Here is a 20,656-nt window from a genome sequence, read left to right on the forward strand (position 1 = left end):
GTAAAGGGCATAGCCATGAAAGTTGTTTACGATCTCTCGCGTCAAGCTAAAGATTTTTATGCAACCAAGTCAGGACTATTTAGATATGCGGAAAATTTGGCACTTGGACTGGCAAAATCACCGGAATGCGATCTAAAATTTTGCGCTGGGTTATCCATAGAAGCTTGGCAAAAATCTTTATCTTATTTAAAAGCTAATTCGGAGTTTCAAGGTATTCCATTTATTAGTCAAGAAACAGAACAGATTACTGGAGGGAAACTGTACCAGTTAATGCAGAAAACGATTAAATCGACTCACAAATTAGGCTTCCGTCGCACTAGGATTTTAGAAGATAATTTTTTGAATTTAATCAGCTTAACCTTTCCGTCAATCAATCCCAAAGATTTAGCCGATCGAGAAATATATCACTCTCCCTTTTATGGCATACCTAAACAAGTAGAACAATGTAAAAACATCAAAAAATTTCTCACAGTTCACGATCTAATCCCGATAAGATTCCCCCAATTTTGCCCGGAGATTCAAACAATTGAGCAAAAGAAAATTTTGGGCAGGTTAAATTCAGACAGTTGGATTATTTGTGTGTCTGAGTATGTGAAAAATGATTTATGTGATTATTTAAAAACGATCGATCCAGCAAAAGTAATCGTTACCTATTTAGGAGCTTCGGAAAATTTTCATCCTTGTTCAGATCCCCAAAAAATTGCAGAGGTAAGACAAAAATATAATATTCCCGATGGTTCTTACATTTTAAGCTTAAGTATGTTGGAGCCTCGAAAAAATACATTGCAAACTATTCGTTGTTTCGAGAATTTAATAAAATCAGAAAATATTAAAGATTTATATCTAGTTTTGGCTGGCAAAAAGAGCCGTGATTTCCCAAAAGTCTGGGCAGAAATTTCTAGTGAACCCATCTTGAAAGAGCGAATTATTGTTACTGATTTTGTCGCTGCTCAAGATTTACCTGCACTTTATAGCGGTGCGATCGTCTTCGTTTACCTATCTTTTTGTGAAGGCTTTGGCTTACCACCTTTAGAAGCTATGCAGTGCGGAACTCCAGTAATTACCTCTAACACAACGTCTATTCCTGAAGTGGTGGGGGAAGCGGGAATAGCGATCGATCCTCAAGATAGCGATCGGCTTTGCCACAATATTTTACAAATCTATAATCACCCTTCATTGCGAAAAGACCTATCATTAAAATCTATAGAACAAGCTAAAAAATTCAGCTGGTCAAAATGTATAGAACAGACAATTGCAGCCTATAAAAAATCTTTGTCATAAACCAATTACTTTTAATTGTTTTCAGAAAAACCGAGAAATTCTAGATATTTTTGCGTGGCATTTTCCAAAGTAAATTGTTGCAACCAAGCAGGATCGACGGATTTAGAATTACCAGCTAACACTCGCAAAATTGCTGCTGCCATTGCTTCGCGATCGCCCACAGAAACTAATTCCCCATATTTACCATTATCCAATATTTCCTCTGGCCCACTTTCACAATTAGTAGAAACTACAGGTGTTCCTACAGCCATTGCTTCTACTACAACATTACCGAAACCTTCCCAAGCAGAAGATAAAGCAAATACTGTTGCTTTGCTCATATAAGCATAAGGATTTTCCACAAACCCCAGCAAAGCTACATCATCCTCTAAACTCAACTCACTAATTAAAGACTTAAGCTTCTTTTTCTCCACCCCATCACCCAAAATTACTAACCGAGCCGGACGAGTTTTTCGGACAATAGCGAAAGCTCGAATCAAAGTCGAAAAATCCTTTTGATCCACCAATCTCCCAACACCTAACACTACTGGAACTTCTCCATCTTTAAACCAAGGATGCTCTATTGATTCCTGTGATTTGAGTAATAAATTATCATCAATTACAGGGTTGTAGATAGTTTTAATAGTTCCCGATCTCATCTTTAAATCAGCTTCCAATTCTCTAGCTAACCTTTTTGAAACCGCCAAAACTGCATCAGCACGAGGATAAAGGTAACGCATCAATAAAGGGAGTAACCAAAACTGAAATCCCCTACGTCTGTTTTTGGTTTCTTGCAACGAAAGGTGTTCTATCAAAACTAAATAAGTAGGAACTCTGGCTAAAGCTACCGCTACTACTGCAACTAAGTTGTAAGTTAATAAATTAGAAAAAACCACATCCGGCTTTTCTTGGCGTAAATAATTCACCAAAGGAGATATGACGTTACTAGCACTTTTCAGTCGTAAACCAAGGGGAGTTTTTAAATCGATGATGCGGACTTCTGAAGGAACATCTTTTAATAATGGCCCAGTGGCGGAAGTTAACACTAAATCTAACTTTAAGTTATGTTTCACCATGCCTTTAAGCAAGTTGACTACAACCCTCTCTAAGCCTCCTCCATTCAAATTTGGTGCCAAAAAAGCAATATGTTTAGGCTGACTCATAATTACCTCAGTGGATTATGATTGAATTGTCTGTTTTTAAATTAGAAGCCCTTTATCTCACAGGTAAAAAAATTGAGTTATGCAAGAGCAACCTAAGTTAAGCATTATCATCAATAACTATAATTATGGTAAGTTTTTACCCGACGCAATAGATAGCGCCCTCAATCAAACTTACCCGCATACAGAAGTTATTGTAGTTGATGATGGTTCTACTGACAATTCACGAGAAATTATCACCAATTACCAAGACAAAATTATCCCAATTTTAAAAGAAAATAAAGGACAAGCATCAGCTTTTAATATCGGCTTTGCTCAAAGTCGGGGTGAAATTATTTGTATGCTAGATGCTGATGACTTGTTTTTGCCGGAAAAAGCAGCAGAAATCGTGAAGATTTATCAACAGTATCCCGATATTGGTTGGTGTTTTCACACTCTCAAAGTAATGAATCCTGAAACCGGGAAAACTTTCAAAGTTAGTCGCCCTACAACTTTTGGAAATTTAGATTATCGAGATTACATTAAAAGCGGACAAAGACGCTTCGTTCATCCCGCTACATCTGGTATTACTTATCGACGTTCGTTATTAAGTTTAATTCTTCCTATGCCGGAAGAACCGCCTTTAAGTGACAATTATATCAAACTTGCTACATATTATTTAAGTCCAGGTTTTTACATGGATCAAGATTTAGCAATTCAAAGAGTACATGGTGACAATGCCTATACTTTTAGGTTTGACAAATTGCCTTATAGAGCTAGATTAGATGTAGTAACAGCTTATTGGTTAAAGCACAAATTCCCTGAATTATCCAAATTTACTAATAAAGTTTTTGCTGATGGAATTAGCACCTATTGGCGCTGTGGTGGAGTGGAAAAAGGCTATAAGGAACTTGTGCAAAAATATTGGTCTTCTGTTTCTCCAGTGGAAGCTTTAGAGATTTTGGGTAGATGCTTTTATCGCATTGTTAAAAAACAGTACAATTAATTTTAATTGGCTTCTGAAACGCCCAGAAATTCTAAATATTTTTGCGAAGCATATTCTAAGGTAAATTGCTGCAACCAAGCTCGATCGACTGTTTTATAATTACCAGCTAATACTCGCAAAATTGCCTTTGCCATTGCTTCGCTATCACCTACTGGCACTAATTCCCCGTATTTACCATTATCTAATATTTCCGCAGGGCCACTGGGACAATTGGTAGAAACTACGGGAGTTCCTGATGCCATTGCTTCGACTAATACATTACCGAAACCTTCCCAAGCTGAAGATAAAGCAAGTACTGCTGAACGCGCCATATACGCATAAGGATTTGCCACAAAACTGATCCAGGCAACATGATTTTCTATGCCTAATTCTCGGACTAAATTATTAAGCTGCTCTCGTTCTTGTCCTCTACCTAATATTACTAATTTAGCCTCGCGTTCTGTTAAAACTTTCGCAAAAGCACCAATTAAAGTGGGATAATCTTTTTGGGCAATTAATCTTCCGACTGCTAATATTACTGGAGGTTGTCCACTGGCAAACCAAGGATGTTCTACTGGTTCTTTTGCTTTTTCTGCTATGTCTGGTGTGACTACTGGATTGTAAATTACTTTGATGCGTTCTTGGGGAATTTTCGTGACATTTGCTAAGTCGGTGGCGACTCCTTGGGAAACTGCGATGATGCCATCAACCCAAGGATAAAATAATTTTGCCGCTATGGGAGTTAGGCGTGCTGTTAACTGTGGTAAACGCTTTGCTTCTACTGATAAAGTGTTGTGTTCGGATACAATTATTCGAGTAGAAACTCCGGCTAAACGTTTCGCCCACAAAGCTATTTCGCAGGGATAATGTAAGGCTGAAAGTAAGGCGAAAGGTTGCTCTTTTTTTAGGTAATTTGTGAGTTTGGGAATGCTTGTGGGTAAGCTAGGCGCTTGTAAGTCTACTACTCGCACGTCGGGATGTACTTCGGAGTCATAAGTACTTTTAATTCTGGTAAGTACTAAGTCTACTTTTAATCCTTTTTCGACAAAGCTGCGCGATAAGTTTACCATTACTTTTTCTGCTCCGCCTCCAGCTAAGGAGCGCAAAAAAATGGCAATGTGGGAGGGGTTTTTAGCCATAAGATTTAAGGCGATTTTAATCGGATGTTTCTAATTAGCTGAATAATTAGTATATATGAGCGCACGGATTTACATTATTAGATAATATGTCAATTACCCAAAAAATGCAATAGGTAACGGCAATTTTTTGAGCAATTTTTTAAATTAAATTGCGATTTAAAACTTTAGCCATACGAGAAAATATTATTGCTTCTACATGAGTTCAATTTGGTTTCGTAAAACTCTCGTCGGGCAAGATGCCCACCCCACAAGAAAGCTGAAAATATTGTGGGGTGGGCATCTTGTCTGCCCCATTGATAGATAACTATTTTCACTTTATTTATTTGCACCTACTTAGCTGCAAAATTAGTATATATGAGCGCACGGATTTCCATTATTAGATAATATGTCAATTACCCAAAAAATGCAATAGGTAACGGCAATTTTTTAGGCAATTTTTTAAATTAAATTGCGATTTAAAACTTCAGTTGAATGGTGCGTTACGTTGTCACTAACGCACCCTACGAAAAGCTAATTCTTATTCGTCCAATTCCTCCTCTTCTTCGTATTCGGAAAATTCATCGCTGCCACCGAAGCGAGGTTGTGCGGGAATGGCGGCTACGATCGCATCTATCACCTTAGAAACTGGGACAATTTCTAAACCGTAATCGGGGAATTTTTGCCCTTTGGGAACGATCGCTCTTTGAAACCCAAGTTTCGCTGCTTCTTTTAACCTTAATTCCATTTGGGAAACGGCGCGAACTTGTCCACCTAAACCGACTTCGCCAATTAATACAGTGCGGGGATCGACCATTCGATCGCGAAAACTCGCCACAACTGCGATCGCAATTCCCAAATCTACCGCTGGTTCTTCCACATTTAAACCACCAGCAGAAGCTACATAAGCATCCAATTTAGATAAAGGAATTCCCACCCGTTTTTCCAAAACTGCCAAAATTTGTAATAGGCGATTGTAATCAACTCCCGTAGTCGATCGCCTTGGACTAGAATAACTTGTCGGACTTACCAAAGCTTGCAATTCCACTACTAACGGACGAGTTCCTTCACAAGCAACAACGATCGCCGTTCCTGGTGCAACTTCGTCGCGATTTCCTAAGAATAATTCCGAAGGATTGGCAACTTCTCTTAATCCCCGATCCGCCATTTCAAAAATGCCGATTTCGTTGGTTGCGCCAAAACGATTTTTTACCGATCGCAATAAACGGTGCGAGGCAAAGCGATCGCCTTCAAAATACAATACTGTATCTACCAAATGTTCCAAAACTCTGGGGCCTGCGATCGCTCCTTCCTTAGTAACGTGACCCACAATTAACATCGTAATATCATCACGTTTCGCCACCTTCATTAACGCCGCAGTACATTCCCTTACCTGCGCCACCGAACCTGGTGCAGAAGTCATTGTCGGTAAAAAAATCGTTTGGATACTATCAATTACTGCTAAGTTTGGTTTCAGAGATTCTAACTCTTTTAAAATCTCTTCCAAATCAGTTTCAGCTAACACATAAAGTTTCGGATCAGTTGCCTGGGGTAACTCAGCATTTTCTACTGAATCTGTCTGTTCTGACTCTTCCAACTCAGAATCAAAATTTTCTCCTACTCCCAAACGAGACGCTCTCAACTTTACTTGTTGTCCCGACTCTTCGCCAGAAACATAAAGAATCCGCCTTTCCTCAGAAAGTCGATTTGCCACCTGAAGCAACAAGGTAGATTTCCCAATTCCCGGATCTCCACCAATCAAAACCAAAGAACCCGGAACTACTCCACCACCTAAAACTCGATTAAATTCTCCGTAACCAGAAGACCACCTTGCTTGTTGTCTGTCGGTAATTTGGGAAAATTTTAAAGACAACCTTGGTTTTGGTTCATTATGCGCCGCTGATTTACCATTACTCCGAGCCCCTCCCGGCCAACTACCCCGACTGGGAAGAGCAGGAGATTGGGTGATAAGCTGTTCTTCGAGGGAATTGTAAGTATTACAGGCAGGACACTTACCAAACCATTGTGGAGACTCGGCCCCGCATTCGTTACATATATAAGTACTTCGAGGCTTAGGCATTGTGTTAATTGTAAAAAAGTGTAAACATTAGCTCGTAATTCTTAAGAAAGCTTGAAATGCAGCAAGCATAAGAATTGTGGCTAAAAACAACTGAACTCTTTAGGGTAATATCTTAATTAATGGTACTAAAAATTAATGAAGAGAAACGCCACAGATTTTAAGGAGATTTGAGTAACTTGGAAAGCCACAAAGAGAAAATTTTGGTGGTAGACGATGAAGCCAGCATTCGCAGGATTTTGGAAACTCGTCTGTCAATGATTGGTTATGATGTCGTCACTGCTGCCGATGGCGAGGAAGCCCTTGACACCTTTCGTAATGCTACTCCTGACTTAGTGGTTTTGGATGTAATGATGCCGAAACTCGATGGTTATGGTGTTTGTCAGGAATTGCGAAAAGAATCGGACGTACCGATCATTATGCTAACTGCTTTAGGAGATGTAGCCGATCGCATCACAGGTCTAGAGTTAGGCGCAGATGATTACGTCGTTAAACCCTTTTCCCCCAAAGAGTTAGAAGCTCGTATCCGTTCCGTACTCAGACGGGTAGATAAAACCGGAATGTCCGGTATCCCCAGTTCCGGTGTGATAACAGTCGTAAATATTAAAATTGACACCAATAAACGCCAAGTCTACAAAGGCGATGAGCGAATTCGACTTACTGGTATGGAGTTTAGCTTGTTAGAACTCTTGGTCAGCCGTTCAGGAGAGGCTTTTTCGCGATCGGAAATCCTCCAAGAAGTATGGGGTTACACTCCCGAACGTCACGTAGATACCCGCGTGGTCGATGTTCACATCTCCCGCTTACGAGCCAAGCTAGAAGATGACCCTAGCAATCCAGAACTTATTCTCACTGCTAGAGGTACAGGCTATCTCTTCCAACGCATTATTGAGCCGGGAGAGACTGAAAAGTAGGGGACAAGGGGACAAGGGGACAAGGGGAGATGGGGAGATGGGGAGATGGGGGGATGGGGGGATGGGTTTGGATGTTCCCCTTTGCTCTTTGCTCTTTGAATTGTAGAGCAAGGATTCAATTTTTCAGATGAATTTACTTAGTTAAATCTAAGAATAGTAGCAAATAATAGCTTTTAATGGTAGGTATTGGTTTAAACTAGTAACAGAAATAATTCCCCAAAAGTTAACATCGGTTGCTTTCAAAAAAAGTATTACAAAAATTTAAGTGCAATAAAATTTATATTATTTTAAAATAAGGTAGTAAAAATTAACAAATTGAAATTTTAGGTTAACAAATCTTGGCAATGGAAACTCGTAAAGAAAAGATTTTGGTGGTTGATGACGAAGCCAGCATTCGCAGGATTTTGGAAACCCGCCTGTCAATGATTGGTTACGATGTGGTCACTGCTGCTGATGGTGAGGAGGCTTTGGAAACTTTCCGCACTGCGAATCCTGACTTGGTGGTTTTGGATGTGATGATGCCGAAGCTGGATGGTTATGGTGTTTGTCAGGAGTTTCGCAAGGAATCCAATGTGCCGATTATCATGCTCACGGCTTTGGGAGATGTAGCCGATCGCATCACGGGTTTAGAGTTAGGCGCGGATGATTATGTCGTTAAACCCTTTTCTCCCAAAGAGTTAGAAGCGCGGATTCGCTGCGTATTGCGTCGGGTAGACAAATCAAGTGGTTCCGGGATTCCCAATTCTGGAGTAATTTCCATCGGCAATGTGAAAATTGACACCAATAAGCGGCAAGTTTACAAGGGCGATCGCAGAATCCGTCTCACTGGAATGGAGTTCAATCTCCTAGAATTGTTGGTTAGTCATGCAGGCGAGGCAATTTCGCGATCGGACATTCTGCAACAAGTGTGGGGTTATACTCCAGAACGGTTGGTAGATACCCGCGTGGTTGATGTTCATGTTTCTCGTTTACGGGCAAAATTAGAAGAAGACCCCAGCAACCCAGAATTGATTCTGACTGCTCGATCGATGGGTTATCAGTTTCAACGCTTGGGCGATTTTGGGGAAAACGAAAAATAATTATCTGTAAATGGCAAGGGACAATAACCAAGTTTTAAAATCTCTCCCGATCGTTGTTGGTGCTTTGGGAGGAACGTTACTCTTAGTTAACCGCATCCTCACCCCAGAATTGTTGGATTCTCAAGCTCGTTCCGATGCTTTAGGTGTTTTGTTGAGTGCTTTGTTGATTTTCACTGGGTTACTTTGGCAACAAGTACAACCGCGATCGCCAGAAGCAGTAGAGTTGATTGGTAAAGAAGGATTTGAACTCGCGCCAGATTTACCAGAAGCAGTGAAAGCTGAACTAGCTTGGGCATCTCTGATGTTGTTAACTAATACTGTCACCCGCACTGTGGTAGTTTGCGATCGAGGTAAAGTTTTGTTACGCCGGGGCATTTTGGGCGATAACCCAGAAGTTAAGCCAGGGGCAATCCTACAGCGAGTCATAGAAAAGCAAAAGCCCGTTTATTTAGTAGATTTAAAACTCTACCCCGGACGGATTGAATTTGATTACCTACCAAGAAATACTCAAGGAGTAATCTGTCAACCAATTGGTAAACGTGGGGTTTTGGTGTTGGGTGCTAATGCGCCACGCAGTTACACCCTGCAAGATGAAAACTGGATTGCCGGAATTGCTGACAAACTAGATGTATGCTTCAGCTGTTACTTAAATGATGTTGCACCAGCTGAGATTTGATGAACGCAAATGGTGATTTTGTATTGGCTACTGATTGTCTTGATGGTTGTGGGAATTATTGGGGCTTTAGTTCCGGGTATTCCAGGGGCTAGCCTAATTTTAGTTTCCATTTTTGTTTGGGGCGCACTCGACGGCTTTACCCAAGGTGTCTGGATAGCTTTGGGAACTGCATTAGCTGTCCTGTTGCTGAGTTTGGGCATAGATTTTTTAGCTGCCTACTGGGGCGGAAAGCAAGCTGGTGCTAGCAACTGGGGACAAGTTGGCGCTTTTGTCGGCTTAACTTTGGGATTCTTTGGGTTTCTACCAGCACTACCTTTTGGCGGCCCAATTTTGGGTGTATTACTTGGGCCACTACTAGGCGCTATTATTGGCGAGTTCCTCTATCGTCGTGATTTGGAGTTGCAACCGAGAATTAAGTTGGCAGCACAAGCAGGTGTGGGTATTGTAGTTGGTAATTTGGTTGGTAGGTTGATTCAGGGTGTATTGGCGATCGCTTCAGTAGTCGTCTTCATTTTCACTACTTGGCCTCCCGGAGTCGCTTGAAGAGGCAGGGGGGCAGGGGGGCAGGGGAGCAGGGGGGCAGAGGGGAGGAAAATTCAAAGCTCTTTCCTTAACTCAAAACTCAAAACTTACGAAACTCTCCCTCACTCAAAACTCAAAACTCTCTGACTCCCAAACTCAAAACTCAAAACTTTATTTTTGCCTTTAGTTATTAAAATTAATTATTTTTTAACAGTTGGTTTGCCAACTTATGCAGTTAATTTTAGCTAATAATTTAATTATAATTTAAGACTTAAAAAAGTAATTAATTTCTCTTAAGCGTTGCTCAAGCCTTTAGTTTCCCAGAGTAAAAAAATTATAACAAATAGGCTTTCAGCAATCGATTATGTAATTATTAAAGTCATTTTCAAGACAAAAAACTTTCCCCCATTCACTACAATAAAAAACTGTATTTAATCATACCAAAATTACTAATTCAAGCAATGTAAGCTGCGAAAAGACAGCTTATCAAGAGGCAACAGGGAACGGGCAACAGGTAACAGAATGTAATGTTTATGGGGAATTAAATCCCAGGAAAACTCGCTACTTATAGAAGTAGGGATCTCTAAGGCTCGACGGGAACTTCTTAATCGGGAAAACTGTTCAGGAGTTCGCTATTCCCTGTGTCCTTTGTTGATGAATTTAAAAGAAAAAATTAAGTTGCGAAGGAGTTATCGATGTCGCAGACAGGTTTTGTTGCCAGTAGTTACGGCTTGGATCAGCATGGCATATCACATACAGGTATACTTTTCTGGAATCTTTCTACAGCTGCACTTTATGAAGAATCAGCCCGTCGCCGGGAAGGGTTAATTTCTCACTTAGGGCCATTAGTAGTACGCACCGGACAGTACACTGGGCGATCGCCTAATGATAAATTTATTGTTAAAGAACCAGAAAGCGATCGACATATATGGTGGGGAAAAGTTAACCAACCTTTCGATCCATTAAAGTTTGAAAATCTCTATGCTCGGATGTTAGCTTATCTCCAAGGTAGAGATCTGTTCATTCAAGATTGTTACGCTGGTGCAGATTCTAACTATCGCATTTGTGTGCGGGTGATTACCGAAACAGCATGGCACAGTTTATTTGCGCGAAATTTATTCATTGGCCCAAATCAAGATGAATTAGCTAGTTTCGTTCCCGATTTTACGATTATTAATTTGCCCAACTTCCACGCTGTACCAGATTTAGATGGTACTCGCACTGATACTTTCATTATTGTGAACTTTGCCCGTCGATTGATTTTAATTGGGGGTACTAGTTACGCCGGAGAAATCAAAAAATCTGTTTTCACCATTCTTAACTACCTATTGCCACACAAAAAAGTGCTATCGATGCACTGTTCTGCCAATATTGGCGCAGATGGGGATACAGCAATATTCTTTGGTTTGTCTGGTACTGGCAAAACTACCCTTTCGGCAGATCCTAACCGCACCTTAATCGGTGATGATGAGCATGGTTGGAGCGATCGAGGCATCTTTAATTTTGAAGGTGGTTGTTACGCTAAAGTAATTCGCCTCTCCCCGGTAGCGGAACCAGAAATTTACAAAACAACGCGCAGTTTTGGCACAATTTTGGAAAATGTGGCAATTAACCCCATTAACAGGCGTTTAGATTTAGATGACGACAGTTTAACGGAAAATACCCGTGCTGCTTATCCCCTTTCCCATATTCCTAATGCTAGCCGCACAGGTTTGGGCAATCACCCGAAAAATGTCATCTTTTTAACTGCTGATGCTTTTGGAGTCATGCCTCCCATTGCTCAACTTACGAAAGAGCAAGCAATGTATCATTTTCTGAGTGGCTACACTGCCAAAGTTGCGGGAACTGAACGGGGAATGGGAAGCGAACCCCAAGCTACTTTTAGCGCTTGTTTCGGCGCACCTTTCATGGCGTTACATCCCAGCGTGTATGCTGAGTTGCTAGGAAAGCGCATTTCTGAGAATAACGTAAAAGTTTGGCTGGTGAATACTGGCTGGACTGGTGGGCCTTATGGTGTTGGGCATAGAATGTCGATTAAGCATACTCGCGCTTTGCTGACAGCGGCGTTAACTAGCGCTTTGGATAATGTACCGATGGTAGAAGATGCTACTTTTGGTTTCTTAGTGCCAGAAAGTTGTCCGGGTGTGCCCAAAGATGTGCTAAAACCCCGTTTGACTTGGCGCGATCCAGCGTTTTACGATCTGCAAGCACAGAAGTTGGCGCAGATGTTTATCGATAATTTCCAACAGTTTACCGATGTAGTTGATTCCCAAATTATGCAAGGGGCTCCACGAATTGCGATCGCAGTTTAAGCAATTTTGCATAAGGCATAAAATCAGGTTTTTCAGGTGACATTTTTTGGTTTTTTGAAGAACCTGGTTTTTCAACTCAATTGCTGTCTCACCCAAGTTCGGAAAGACCTCAGCATGGGAATTTCTCCAATCCTTAAACTTTGTTCTAAAAATTGCGGAATTTCCCAAGCCAGAGGTAGATTTGCAAAAGTGGGAGAAACATTGCTAAGAACATATTCACCAGAATTCAGTAAGTAAATTTCCATTAAGGGAGAGTCGTAGCGCCAAAGTTCTGCAACTCCAATATCAGCATAAATGGCGAGTCTATCTATTGAGGAACTAGTAACATCTACTTCTACTACTAAATCTGGTGGTGGATCGACTGTTAAATCAATTTGTTGTTTATCTCTAACTAGCGGTTCATTTTGAATATAAAAACTAGAATCTGGTTCAGCACCTCGCCTTCTGTCTGGGCGTTTGCAGGTTAAGGAACCAACACTTTTAAGATTAAGATTAAGTTCCTCTGCCAAAATCACAATCAAATTATGAATTAATCTATTGTTGTGTTCGTGAGGCAGTAAAGGAGTCATAATTTCCAGTGTTCCGCGATCGTAAGTTAGTCTGGAAACTCGGTCTTCTCCCATTTCTGCAAGTATCCTTTCAAAAGTCTCCCAACTAATATTTTGGAGTAGGACTCGATGGGAAGCGATCGCCGTTACCATAATCACTAAACCTAGACTTTGCTTATATTATAATCTTCTCACTTCCGCCTTTTAATAAATTTAATTTGCCCATCCGGTTGCATATCAGTCGGTGTCCAACCAAGATGTAAATAAAAACCATACGCCCTAATTTTTGGATCGTTACCTGTCAATAACCAAATCTCTTCTGTTCCTTCTTGTAACCATAACCATTCTTCTGCTTGCTGCATTAAAGCGCGTCCAGCACCAAGTCCGGCAAAAGCTGGCAAAACAAACATGGCAAATATAGTCTTTTCGGTAGCATTTGCCATTGAAAAACCAATTGGTCGATCGTCAATTTCTGCTATCCACGCCCGACAATCTGTGAGCAACATTTCTGCTATAGTTTCTGGAGTAATTCCTAAATCAGCTAACTCTTCACGAGATTGGTGGTTTTCAATCACACTAGTTCTAATCTCAAAGAGAGTTTCTATATCTTCAATTTGTGCTTCGCGAATTTTCATGAAGCGATTACCACTAATTAAATCGAAATACCCGAAGAATCTTGCCGACATTTAAAATTGACAAAATACTTCCCGCACTAAACAGACTTAAAATACTTCCGGCACTCCCGAAACTCAAAATACTTCCCACACCGCCAATACTCAAAATGCTACCAACACTACCAATACTCAAAATACTTCCCACACTGGCAATACTTAGAATGCTACGATAACTTGCTAAACTTAAAAAACCTTCTTCTGGAAGCAACCAATTTACATTCATTTTTGCTATCCTTTGCAGTTCAAATTAAAAAGCTTGAATCGACAACCTGTTCAATTGTAAAAGGCATTTCTAATGGAAAATTTTCCCTTGGTTTTTCAGTTTCTTTAGCAGCATCTCTCTTAGCGCGTCGATAATGTTTGTTTACCCATTCGGAATCTTCAAGAAATCTTTTTAAACTCGGCGTATCTGACAAACAATCCTGAATTTTGTCTCGGCAATTAGAGATAGTAATATCCCAGCTTTTAGTTCTTTTTTCTGGTTGATATTGACATTTCAGCAAGTGCATTAAAAGGACTTGTAAATATCTGCCAAGTTCTTTCTGTTCGCTGCGCCCAAAAGTTTCTAATTCCTCAACCAAATTCTCTATATCTAATTTTTCCCAATAGCCTTTTTTTAAGAATTCAGCTTGTTGTTCTGTCCAGATAAGAAAATCGCGATCGTACAATGTGACATCTTTTGAAAAGCTCATAGTTTACTAGATGAGGATTCCACATCAAGATAAAACTTCTTGCAAAAGTAGAAAATTCCGAGTTTTTACCATAGATGATAGATGACTAAAGCAGAGATATACAGAGATACACACAGACGAAAAAATAGGAATACTTTACTTTTGCAAGAAGTCTAATAATTTAGGTGACTAGCTATAAATTTTGCTGTAATAAGCTTGATACTCTTGGGATAACAAAGGCTTCCACCAAGCTTCGTTATTTAAGTACCATTGCACTGTTTTTCTCATCCCTTCTTCTACAGTAACAGAAGGTTTCCAGCCTAACTCAGTTTGCAATTTTGTGGAATTAATTGCATATCTTCTATCATGTCCGGGTCTGTCTTTGACAAAAGTGATTAGATCCTTACAAGGACGGACTGGTAAATTAGGTGCTAATTCATCCATTAAGTCGCACAAAATATGTACCAAGTCAATATTTTTCACTTCGTTATTGCCGCCGATGTTGTAAGTTTCTCCTGGCTTTCCATTATGAATTACTGTGTCTAAAGCCCGACAATGATCTAGCACAAACAGCCAATCTCGGATGTTTTGCCCATCACCATAAACTGGTAAATTCTTACCAATTAAAGCATTAATACACATTAAAGGTATTAACTTTTCTGGAAATTGATAAGGGCCATAGTTATTGGAACAATTAGTAATAATTGTCGGCATACCGTAGGTGTGATAATATGCCCGTGCTAAGTGATCGCTGCCTGCTTTTGATGCCGAATAAGGGCTATTGGGTGCATAAGGTGTAGTTTCGGTAAAAGCTGGGTCGTCAGGGCCGAGTGTACCGTAAACTTCATCTGTGGAAACGTGCAGGAAAAGTCCTGAAGCAAGAGAGGTGTTTTTCCAATGTTGGCGGAAAGCTTCCAAAAGTGTGAAAGTTCCGACTACGTTGGTTTCCACGAAGGCACCAGGGCCTAAAATTGACCTATCAACGTGCGACTCAGCAGCGAAATGGGCAACGGTATCAATGTTTTCTTCTTGTAAGAGTCGATCGACTAAAGCTCGATCGCAAATATTACCCTCGACAAAACGAAAATTCTCCTTTCCCGCCAAAGATGCTAAATTATTACGGTTTCCAGCGTAAGTGAGTGCATCCAATACAATCATGCGATCATCTGGATAGAGATCGCTCCAGTGAAGGACGAAATTAGCACCAATAAATCCCGCACCCCCCGTCACCAATAACCGACGAGGTGTTCTAAGTTGATCTTTAGGGAAACTATGTGTCATTAGTTGCTATTTTCTCCTCTGTCCGGTTTAAACTTTTTTCAGTCCAATTATAAACAAGTCTATCAGTAGGTGTGAGGAGACAATTGTGACTCAGGTGGCTTTGGAACAGAAAAGTATTGTTAACCTAGCGCAGGAAGGCAATCCAGAAGCGATCGCTGCCTTGATTAACCAGGTGCTCGCCAAAAAGGGCGTAACTGCGATCGCCAAATGTAAAGATAATTGGCTACATATCGTCCTCGTTGCTGACGAAATTCCCGATCGATCGGTCTACTTGCGCTTCATTATTGACGGAATTACTCGTCTTAACCCGCACCACATCGATTTTGTGAGGCTTTACGGGCGCAAAAGCGACCACAAATGGCCCAGTTGGACTGAAGCTTTTGATTTAGCCCAAACTCCCTACTTTACGCCCATTGCGCCCCAACTACCCCCAGCTACTCGTCCTCCAGAACCAAGAAAGCGCAAACCACCAAAGTACACAAAAAAATTTAAAAAAAAGATTCGTTTAATGTTATTGGGTGGTGTTACTTGGCTGATAGTAGCCGTATTAGGTGTAGTTATCAGCTATCAAATTAACTCACCAGTTCGCTACAAACGCCAGGAGTTACAACCTTTAGAACACAAAAATCCGACAATTCCAGAAATCAAAATTCCCACTCCTCTAGCTAGTAAAAAACCTATACCAAAAGCCACACAAACACCTGCTGCTGTCACTTCAACCGCCATAGACAACAAACAATCTATTACGCTTAAAGCTGTAGGAGATATTGTTCCGGGAACCAATTTTCCTAATAATAGATTGCCCAAAAATCAGCAAGAATTGTTTCAAAATGTCAAAGCATCCTTACAAGGAGCGGATATATTATTTGGCAATTTTGAAAGTACATTAACTAACTATCCTCGCACGGCAAAAGATACTAGCCGTCCAATGGTTCATGCTTTTCGCAATCCTCCAGAATATGCCAAACTTTTAAAAGAAGTTGGCTTTACTGTGATGAATGTTGCTAATAATCATTCGTTCGATTTTACAGTAAAAGGTTTTGAAGATACCATTAAAAATCTAGAAAGTGTAGGCGTTAGAGCAGTAGGCAAAAAAAACCAAATTCTCTATAAAAACATCAAGGGTGTAGACATTGCTTTTATTGGCTTTAGTCACTTGGCTTGGCACAATTCTTTAAATGATTTACCATCAGCGATCGCACTTGTCAAAGAAGCTAAAAAAAAAGCCAGCATTGTCGTAATTTCTTTTCATGGCGGTGCTGAAGGAACAAGCGCAATGCGAGTTAAAAATCGTCAGGAAAACTTCTACGGTGAAAATCGGGGAAACTTAGTACTTTTTGCTCGCACACTAATAGATAATGGCGCAGATTTAGTCTTAGGACATGGCCCTCATGTTGCCAGAGCAATGGAATTATATAAAGGCAAATTGATTGCTTATTCTTTAGGAAATTTTGTCGGATATCGAACTTTATCTACTAGCGGGGTATTGGGAAAGTCCTTGATTTTAGAAGTTAAACTGAACTCAGAAGGAGACTTTATTTCAGGCAAAATTACTCCCGTACAACTAGATAGAAGAGGTATTCCTTTTCCTGATAAGGATGCTAAAAGTATTCCCCTAATTCGCAATTTAACTAAATTGGATTTTCCCAAAACTGAACTAAATTTTGATCTCAATGGTCACATCATTAAACAGGAAGAAAAAAAGGACTAAAGTCCTGACAACGAACTAATAACAATAGGTTTGTTGTGACGACTTCAGTCGTTCCCTGACGCAACAGTAGGACTAAAGTCCTGACAACGAACTAATAACAATAGGTTTGTTGTGACGACTTCAGTCGTTCCCTGACGCAACAGTAGGACTAAAGTCCTGACAACGAACTAATAACAATAGGTTTGTTGTGACGACTTCAGTCGTTCCCTGACGCAACAGTAGGACTAAAGTCCACACAACGAACTAATAACAATAGGTTTGTTGTGACGACTTCAGTCGTTCCCTGACGCAACAGTAGGACTAAAGTCCTCACAACGAACGCTTTAATTTAAAATTGCTCTACTTCATCTAATAAAGTTTCTAAAGCGGATCTAATTTCTGCTGGTGTAGTAGTTGAAGTCCCAAATTTACGGATGACAATACTAGCAGCTAAATTGCCTAAAACAGCTGCTTCCCAAACTGAAGCACCAGCACACAAACTTAAAGTTAAAGCAGCAACAACTGTATCGCCAGCGCCAGTAACATCATAAACATCTGTACGGTTAAAAGCGGGAATATGGGAAGTAGTTGAATCAGTACGATCGAATAAACTCATCCCAAATTCTCCGCGAGTAATTAAAATTTGTTGCGCCTGAGTTAATCTCAACAAATCTTTTCCCGCTAGGGCTAAAATTTCCGGTGAAGAAATAGGATAACCTACAGCTTTTTCTGCTTCTGGTAAATTAGGAGTAAACAAAGTTGCACCTGCAAAACGTTGTAAATTTTGCTGGGTATCAACAATAGTTAAAGGGTGAGTTAAAGCTGCTGCAATTACATGGGGAGTGAATACACCATCACCATAATCTGAACAAACTACTACATCAACTTTCCCAACTTGAGAACGAATGTAATCAGCTAATTGTAATTGTAAACTTTCCTCTGGTAGATCGTCAGATTTGCGATCGACCCTGACAATTTGTTGCGTTACTGACTGACGTGCGTGCCCAGAAATTCTCGTTTTTGTCACTGTCGGACGAAGCAAGTCTAAAAAAATGCCACTGGTGTCAATTTCAGCAGCTTCAAAAATCCGCCGCAAAGCTTGACCTTGCTCATCCTTACCTAAAAACCCTACTACCTTAACTTGTGCCCCTAACTTCGCCAAATTATAAACTGCATTCGCTCCTCCACCAGGCACTTGTCTTGTTTGTTCGTGACGGATAATTAAAACAGGCGCTTCACGAGATACCCTTTCTACTTGTCCTGTGAGAAATTCATCAAGAGTTAAATCTCCCACAACTAACACTTTAACTTGATGAAAGTTTTCCAGGAATGAAAACAATCGCTCTGAAGAACTACGCAGTTGTTTGGCGAAAGATGAATCCAGAGTCATAGGTAGGATAAAGTTTAATTAGTTGAACGATTAGCAGCATCAGAAGCAGTAGGTAAATCTTTTTGATCCACCTCAATGAAATAATGATAAGCTTCATATTTGCCAGTCGCAGGAAAAGAACGCTTTTTTATTTGCGCGATCGCTAATTCATTAAGTTGTTTATAACCAGTACTGCGGATTATTTCTGTTTCCAAAATTTTACCTTCAGGGTCAACTAAAACAGCAATTCCTGCCGGAGTAACATCTGGTACTTTTATATCAAACGAAGAACGAATTGAATCCGTAATCGGTACTCTTTTGGTATTTAATCTACCTTGATACTTCTTACTTTTTTCCTTCAACCATTCCTCATAATTAGCAAGTCCTTGAGGAATGCTTGTGTTGGCAGCATTGTAACCATAAACCACTTTAATTCGAGCTTCTTCATCGGCTTGATTGCGATTATTACTCGAATTATTGCGATTTTGGCTTCCGGTTGCAGCGACATCATTGCTTCTTTGATCTTGCTCGCTCCTAGCACCAGCAACTAAATTTCGTTGCAACCGAATTTTATCTGTCAATGTTCCAGCTGTTGACTCATTATTTTGATTTTGATTATCCTGATTTGTCGTTTCAGTTTGACGAGACTGAGTAGTTTGCGAAGTACTAGCTAAATTCTGTTGAGCGAGAAATCGTTGATAAGTCTCACCAAATTCACCACTAGATGTTTGACTATTTTGTTGAGATTGGTTTGTTTGTTGTGGCTGACTACTTGTTCTCTGTTGAGTTGGGAATTGTGACCCCAAATTCAATTGACCAAGGGTTATGTTTCCTTTAGTTTCCGGTTTTTGGTTTTGGGAAGTTTGATTATTTTTCGGCTTATTTTTTGTGGACTGTTGGGGAGATTTAGGAATTGTAGTCCGATCGCGACGGCGCGAAGTTGGAGTTTTTGACGATTGAGTAGGTGCAGGAGTGGAAGGGCTAGGATTGGGGTTGTAAATCGGAAAACTCGGTGGTGGTGGTAAGGTAATTTCTGATTGAGCTTGCGGCAAACTAGGCAAAAGATTGGCGGGAGTTTGTATCTGGGGCAAAGGTAAAGTCGGTTGTGTTGTCTGTTGGGCGTATTCTGGCAACCGCAGAATTTCTTGGGGCGTTAATTGTACAACTCTCACGCTGCGTCGATCGCTTGCTGCTGTTGTTTTATCAGCCATTGGCACTACTGGTTGATAAAACCAAATTAGCGAGTGCAGCCCCACAGAGGTTAATGCTGCCACAACTAACGGCAAATTCATGGTTCCAGTTACGGTGTTCATGGGTGAGATGTGAGACATAGCAGTTAACTTCAGCTAGGTTTTTTGCGATCGATCCTGGCCTTAATAATACATTTCATATTAGCGACTTTAGACTAACAGAGGAGCAGGGGGGCACAGGGGGGCACAGGAGCACAGAGGAGTTTTTCCCTAACCCCTAACCCCTAACCCCTAACCCCGCCCCAATCCCCAGTCCCTACTCCCTAATCAGCTTGACGATCAGCAAAGAAAAATAGTGCAATTTCAACTCGGAGCGATCGCGCAAATCATAATACACTACTTGCTCAGCTGAAGTTGCCCGTTCCACCACATAACTATGCTGCAACAAATCTCTTTGCTCTAACAACTGCCAAACCTGCGGATAAACTGAACTTACCTTCATTAACACCACCACATCCGCCCAATTTAAAACCGCCTCCAACTCTTCTACCCGATAAAGCGCAGGTAAAATCACCAAACGTTGATCCCTTATTGTTAAAGGTAGCCCCAAAGCTGACGCTGCTGCCATTGGCGAAGCAACTCCCGGTACTGTCTGCACCCTGACTTCTGGGTGTTGCTGCTGCAAAGTTGCCGCTAAATAATTAAAAGTGCTGTAAAAACTAATATCTCCCTCACAAACAAAAGCAACATCCTCACCCCGTTGCAAGTATTCCCACACCTGCTGCGCCGCCAGTTGCCATGCAGAATTTAAAACCGCTTCATCCTGTAGATAAGGAAACTCTAAAGCTAACTGCACCCGATCGGATTTTAGCCATTGAGAAACAATGCGTTGTGCTATTCCCTGTTTGCCCCCAATTCCCGCCGGAAAAGCCACAACTGGTACACTTTTCAGTAAATTTAATCCTTTCAGGGTAATTAATTCTGGATCTCCTGGGCCTACACTAATTCCGTAGAGAGTGCCTGTTTGCACGATAATTGACAAATTTTTGACTAACTGTTTACTTTTCTAGGGTAACAAAGGGTTCTCCAAGTCATGTATCCTTTTTTGCCAAAAATCTAAGTAAAAATACTAACAAAAAATTCCCTCAGTAAGC

At 40.6% G+C, this 20,656-nt stretch carries 19 protein-coding genes; 8 read left to right on the top strand and 11 right to left on the bottom strand.

All coding sequences use genetic code 11. From position 1 onward, the window contains the following. Positions 1-15: 15 nt before the first annotated feature. The gene (locus ACE1CI_RS28760; RefSeq protein WP_413265701.1) at positions 16-1,281 is read left to right on the top strand and encodes a glycosyltransferase family 4 protein; all 1,266 of its coding nucleotides are present in this window, start codon (positions 16-18) and stop codon (positions 1,279-1,281) included. Positions 1,282-1,292: 11 nt separating this feature from the next. Here the strand turns inward: ACE1CI_RS28760 and ACE1CI_RS28765 are convergent, their stop codons facing one another. Continuing rightward, entirely contained in the window at positions 1,293-2,423 is a 1,131-nt protein-coding gene (locus ACE1CI_RS28765; RefSeq protein WP_413265702.1) for a glycosyltransferase, read from the bottom strand. Between the two features lie 79 nt (positions 2,424-2,502). On the opposite strand from ACE1CI_RS28765, the gene ACE1CI_RS28770 reads away from it, so the two are divergent. Then, positions 2,503-3,405 (top strand): glycosyltransferase family 2 protein, encoded by a 903-nt coding sequence (locus ACE1CI_RS28770; protein ID WP_413265703.1) that lies wholly within the window; start codon positions 2,503-2,505, stop codon positions 3,403-3,405. A gap of 2 nt (positions 3,406-3,407) precedes the next feature. Here the strand turns inward: ACE1CI_RS28770 and ACE1CI_RS28775 are convergent, their stop codons facing one another. Both ACE1CI_RS28775 and radA read right to left on the bottom strand, forming a co-directional pair. Then, positions 3,408-4,523 (bottom strand): glycosyltransferase, encoded by a 1,116-nt coding sequence (locus ACE1CI_RS28775; RefSeq protein ID WP_496615883.1) that lies wholly within the window; start codon positions 4,521-4,523, stop codon positions 3,408-3,410. A 517-nt stretch (positions 4,524-5,040) separates the two neighbouring features. Next, positions 5,041-6,579: a DNA repair protein RadA gene (gene radA, locus ACE1CI_RS28780; RefSeq protein WP_413265705.1), complete on the bottom strand. Its 1,539-nt coding sequence runs from the start codon at positions 6,577-6,579 to the stop codon at positions 5,041-5,043. A gap of 176 nt (positions 6,580-6,755) precedes the next feature. Here radA and rpaB (ACE1CI_RS28785) point away from each other — a divergent pair, with 176 nt between their 5' ends. From rpaB (ACE1CI_RS28785) to ACE1CI_RS28805, 5 genes are all read left to right on the top strand, one after another. Then, positions 6,756-7,490 carry a response regulator transcription factor RpaB gene (rpaB, locus tag ACE1CI_RS28785; protein WP_413265779.1) on the top strand — a complete coding sequence of 245 codons (735 nt, stop codon included), beginning with the start codon at positions 6,756-6,758 and terminating at the stop codon, positions 7,488-7,490. Positions 7,491-7,834: 344 nt separating this feature from the next. Beyond that, positions 7,835-8,569, top strand: a complete 735-nt coding sequence (gene rpaB / locus ACE1CI_RS28790) for a response regulator transcription factor RpaB (protein ID WP_413265706.1) — start codon at positions 7,835-7,837, stop codon at positions 8,567-8,569. 10 nt (positions 8,570-8,579) lie between these two features. Beyond that, on the top strand, positions 8,580-9,245 hold the full coding sequence (locus ACE1CI_RS28795) for a cofactor assembly of complex C subunit B (protein WP_413265707.1): 666 nt from the start codon (positions 8,580-8,582) through the stop codon (positions 9,243-9,245). Between the two features lie 9 nt (positions 9,246-9,254). Next, the gene (locus ACE1CI_RS28800) at positions 9,255-9,788 is read left to right on the top strand and encodes a DUF456 domain-containing protein (RefSeq protein WP_413265708.1); all 534 of its coding nucleotides are present in this window, start codon (positions 9,255-9,257) and stop codon (positions 9,786-9,788) included. Between the two features lie 674 nt (positions 9,789-10,462). Continuing rightward, positions 10,463-12,079: a phosphoenolpyruvate carboxykinase gene (locus ACE1CI_RS28805; RefSeq protein WP_496615884.1), complete on the top strand. Its 1,617-nt coding sequence runs from the start codon at positions 10,463-10,465 to the stop codon at positions 12,077-12,079. A 71-nt stretch (positions 12,080-12,150) separates the two neighbouring features. Here the strand turns inward: ACE1CI_RS28805 and ACE1CI_RS28810 are convergent, their stop codons facing one another. The 5 genes from ACE1CI_RS28810 to rfbB form a co-directional block, all read right to left on the bottom strand. Next, positions 12,151-12,780: a Uma2 family endonuclease gene (locus ACE1CI_RS28810; protein ID WP_413265710.1), complete on the bottom strand. Its 630-nt coding sequence runs from the start codon at positions 12,778-12,780 to the stop codon at positions 12,151-12,153. A 38-nt stretch (positions 12,781-12,818) separates the two neighbouring features. After that, positions 12,819-13,262, bottom strand: coding sequence for a GNAT family N-acetyltransferase (locus ACE1CI_RS28815; RefSeq protein ID WP_413265711.1), 444 nt, complete (start codon positions 13,260-13,262; stop codon positions 12,819-12,821). A 13-nt stretch (positions 13,263-13,275) separates the two neighbouring features. Further along, positions 13,276-13,524, bottom strand: a complete 249-nt coding sequence (locus tag ACE1CI_RS28820) for a hypothetical protein (protein WP_413265712.1) — start codon at positions 13,522-13,524, stop codon at positions 13,276-13,278. A gap of 19 nt (positions 13,525-13,543) precedes the next feature. Continuing rightward, positions 13,544-13,993 (bottom strand): DUF29 domain-containing protein, encoded by a 450-nt coding sequence (locus tag ACE1CI_RS28825; RefSeq protein ID WP_413265713.1) that lies wholly within the window; start codon positions 13,991-13,993, stop codon positions 13,544-13,546. A gap of 168 nt (positions 13,994-14,161) precedes the next feature. Further along, positions 14,162-15,253, bottom strand: coding sequence for a dTDP-glucose 4,6-dehydratase (rfbB, locus tag ACE1CI_RS28830; RefSeq protein WP_413265714.1), 1,092 nt, complete (start codon positions 15,251-15,253; stop codon positions 14,162-14,164). Between the two features lie 85 nt (positions 15,254-15,338). On the opposite strand from rfbB, the gene ACE1CI_RS28835 reads away from it, so the two are divergent. Next, the gene (locus ACE1CI_RS28835) at positions 15,339-16,964 is read left to right on the top strand and encodes a CapA family protein (RefSeq protein ID WP_413265715.1); all 1,626 of its coding nucleotides are present in this window, start codon (positions 15,339-15,341) and stop codon (positions 16,962-16,964) included. Between the two features lie 328 nt (positions 16,965-17,292). On the opposite strand, the gene ACE1CI_RS28840 is transcribed toward ACE1CI_RS28835, so the two are convergent. From ACE1CI_RS28840 to ACE1CI_RS28850, 3 genes are all read right to left on the bottom strand, one after another. Next, positions 17,293-18,333, bottom strand: coding sequence for a bifunctional heptose 7-phosphate kinase/heptose 1-phosphate adenyltransferase (locus ACE1CI_RS28840; protein WP_413265716.1), 1,041 nt, complete (start codon positions 18,331-18,333; stop codon positions 17,293-17,295). A gap of 14 nt (positions 18,334-18,347) precedes the next feature. Then, positions 18,348-19,643, bottom strand: a complete 1,296-nt coding sequence (locus ACE1CI_RS28845) for an energy transducer TonB (RefSeq protein WP_413265717.1) — start codon at positions 19,641-19,643, stop codon at positions 18,348-18,350. A 175-nt stretch (positions 19,644-19,818) separates the two neighbouring features. Then, entirely contained in the window at positions 19,819-20,532 is a 714-nt protein-coding gene (locus tag ACE1CI_RS28850) for a precorrin-2 C(20)-methyltransferase (protein ID WP_413265718.1), read from the bottom strand. Positions 20,533-20,656: the final 124 nt, after the last annotated feature.

Source organism: Floridaenema flaviceps BLCC-F50 (assembly GCF_041929275.2).
GTDB classification, from domain to species: Bacteria; Cyanobacteriota; Cyanobacteriia; order Cyanobacteriales; family Aerosakkonemataceae; genus Floridanema; species Floridanema flaviceps.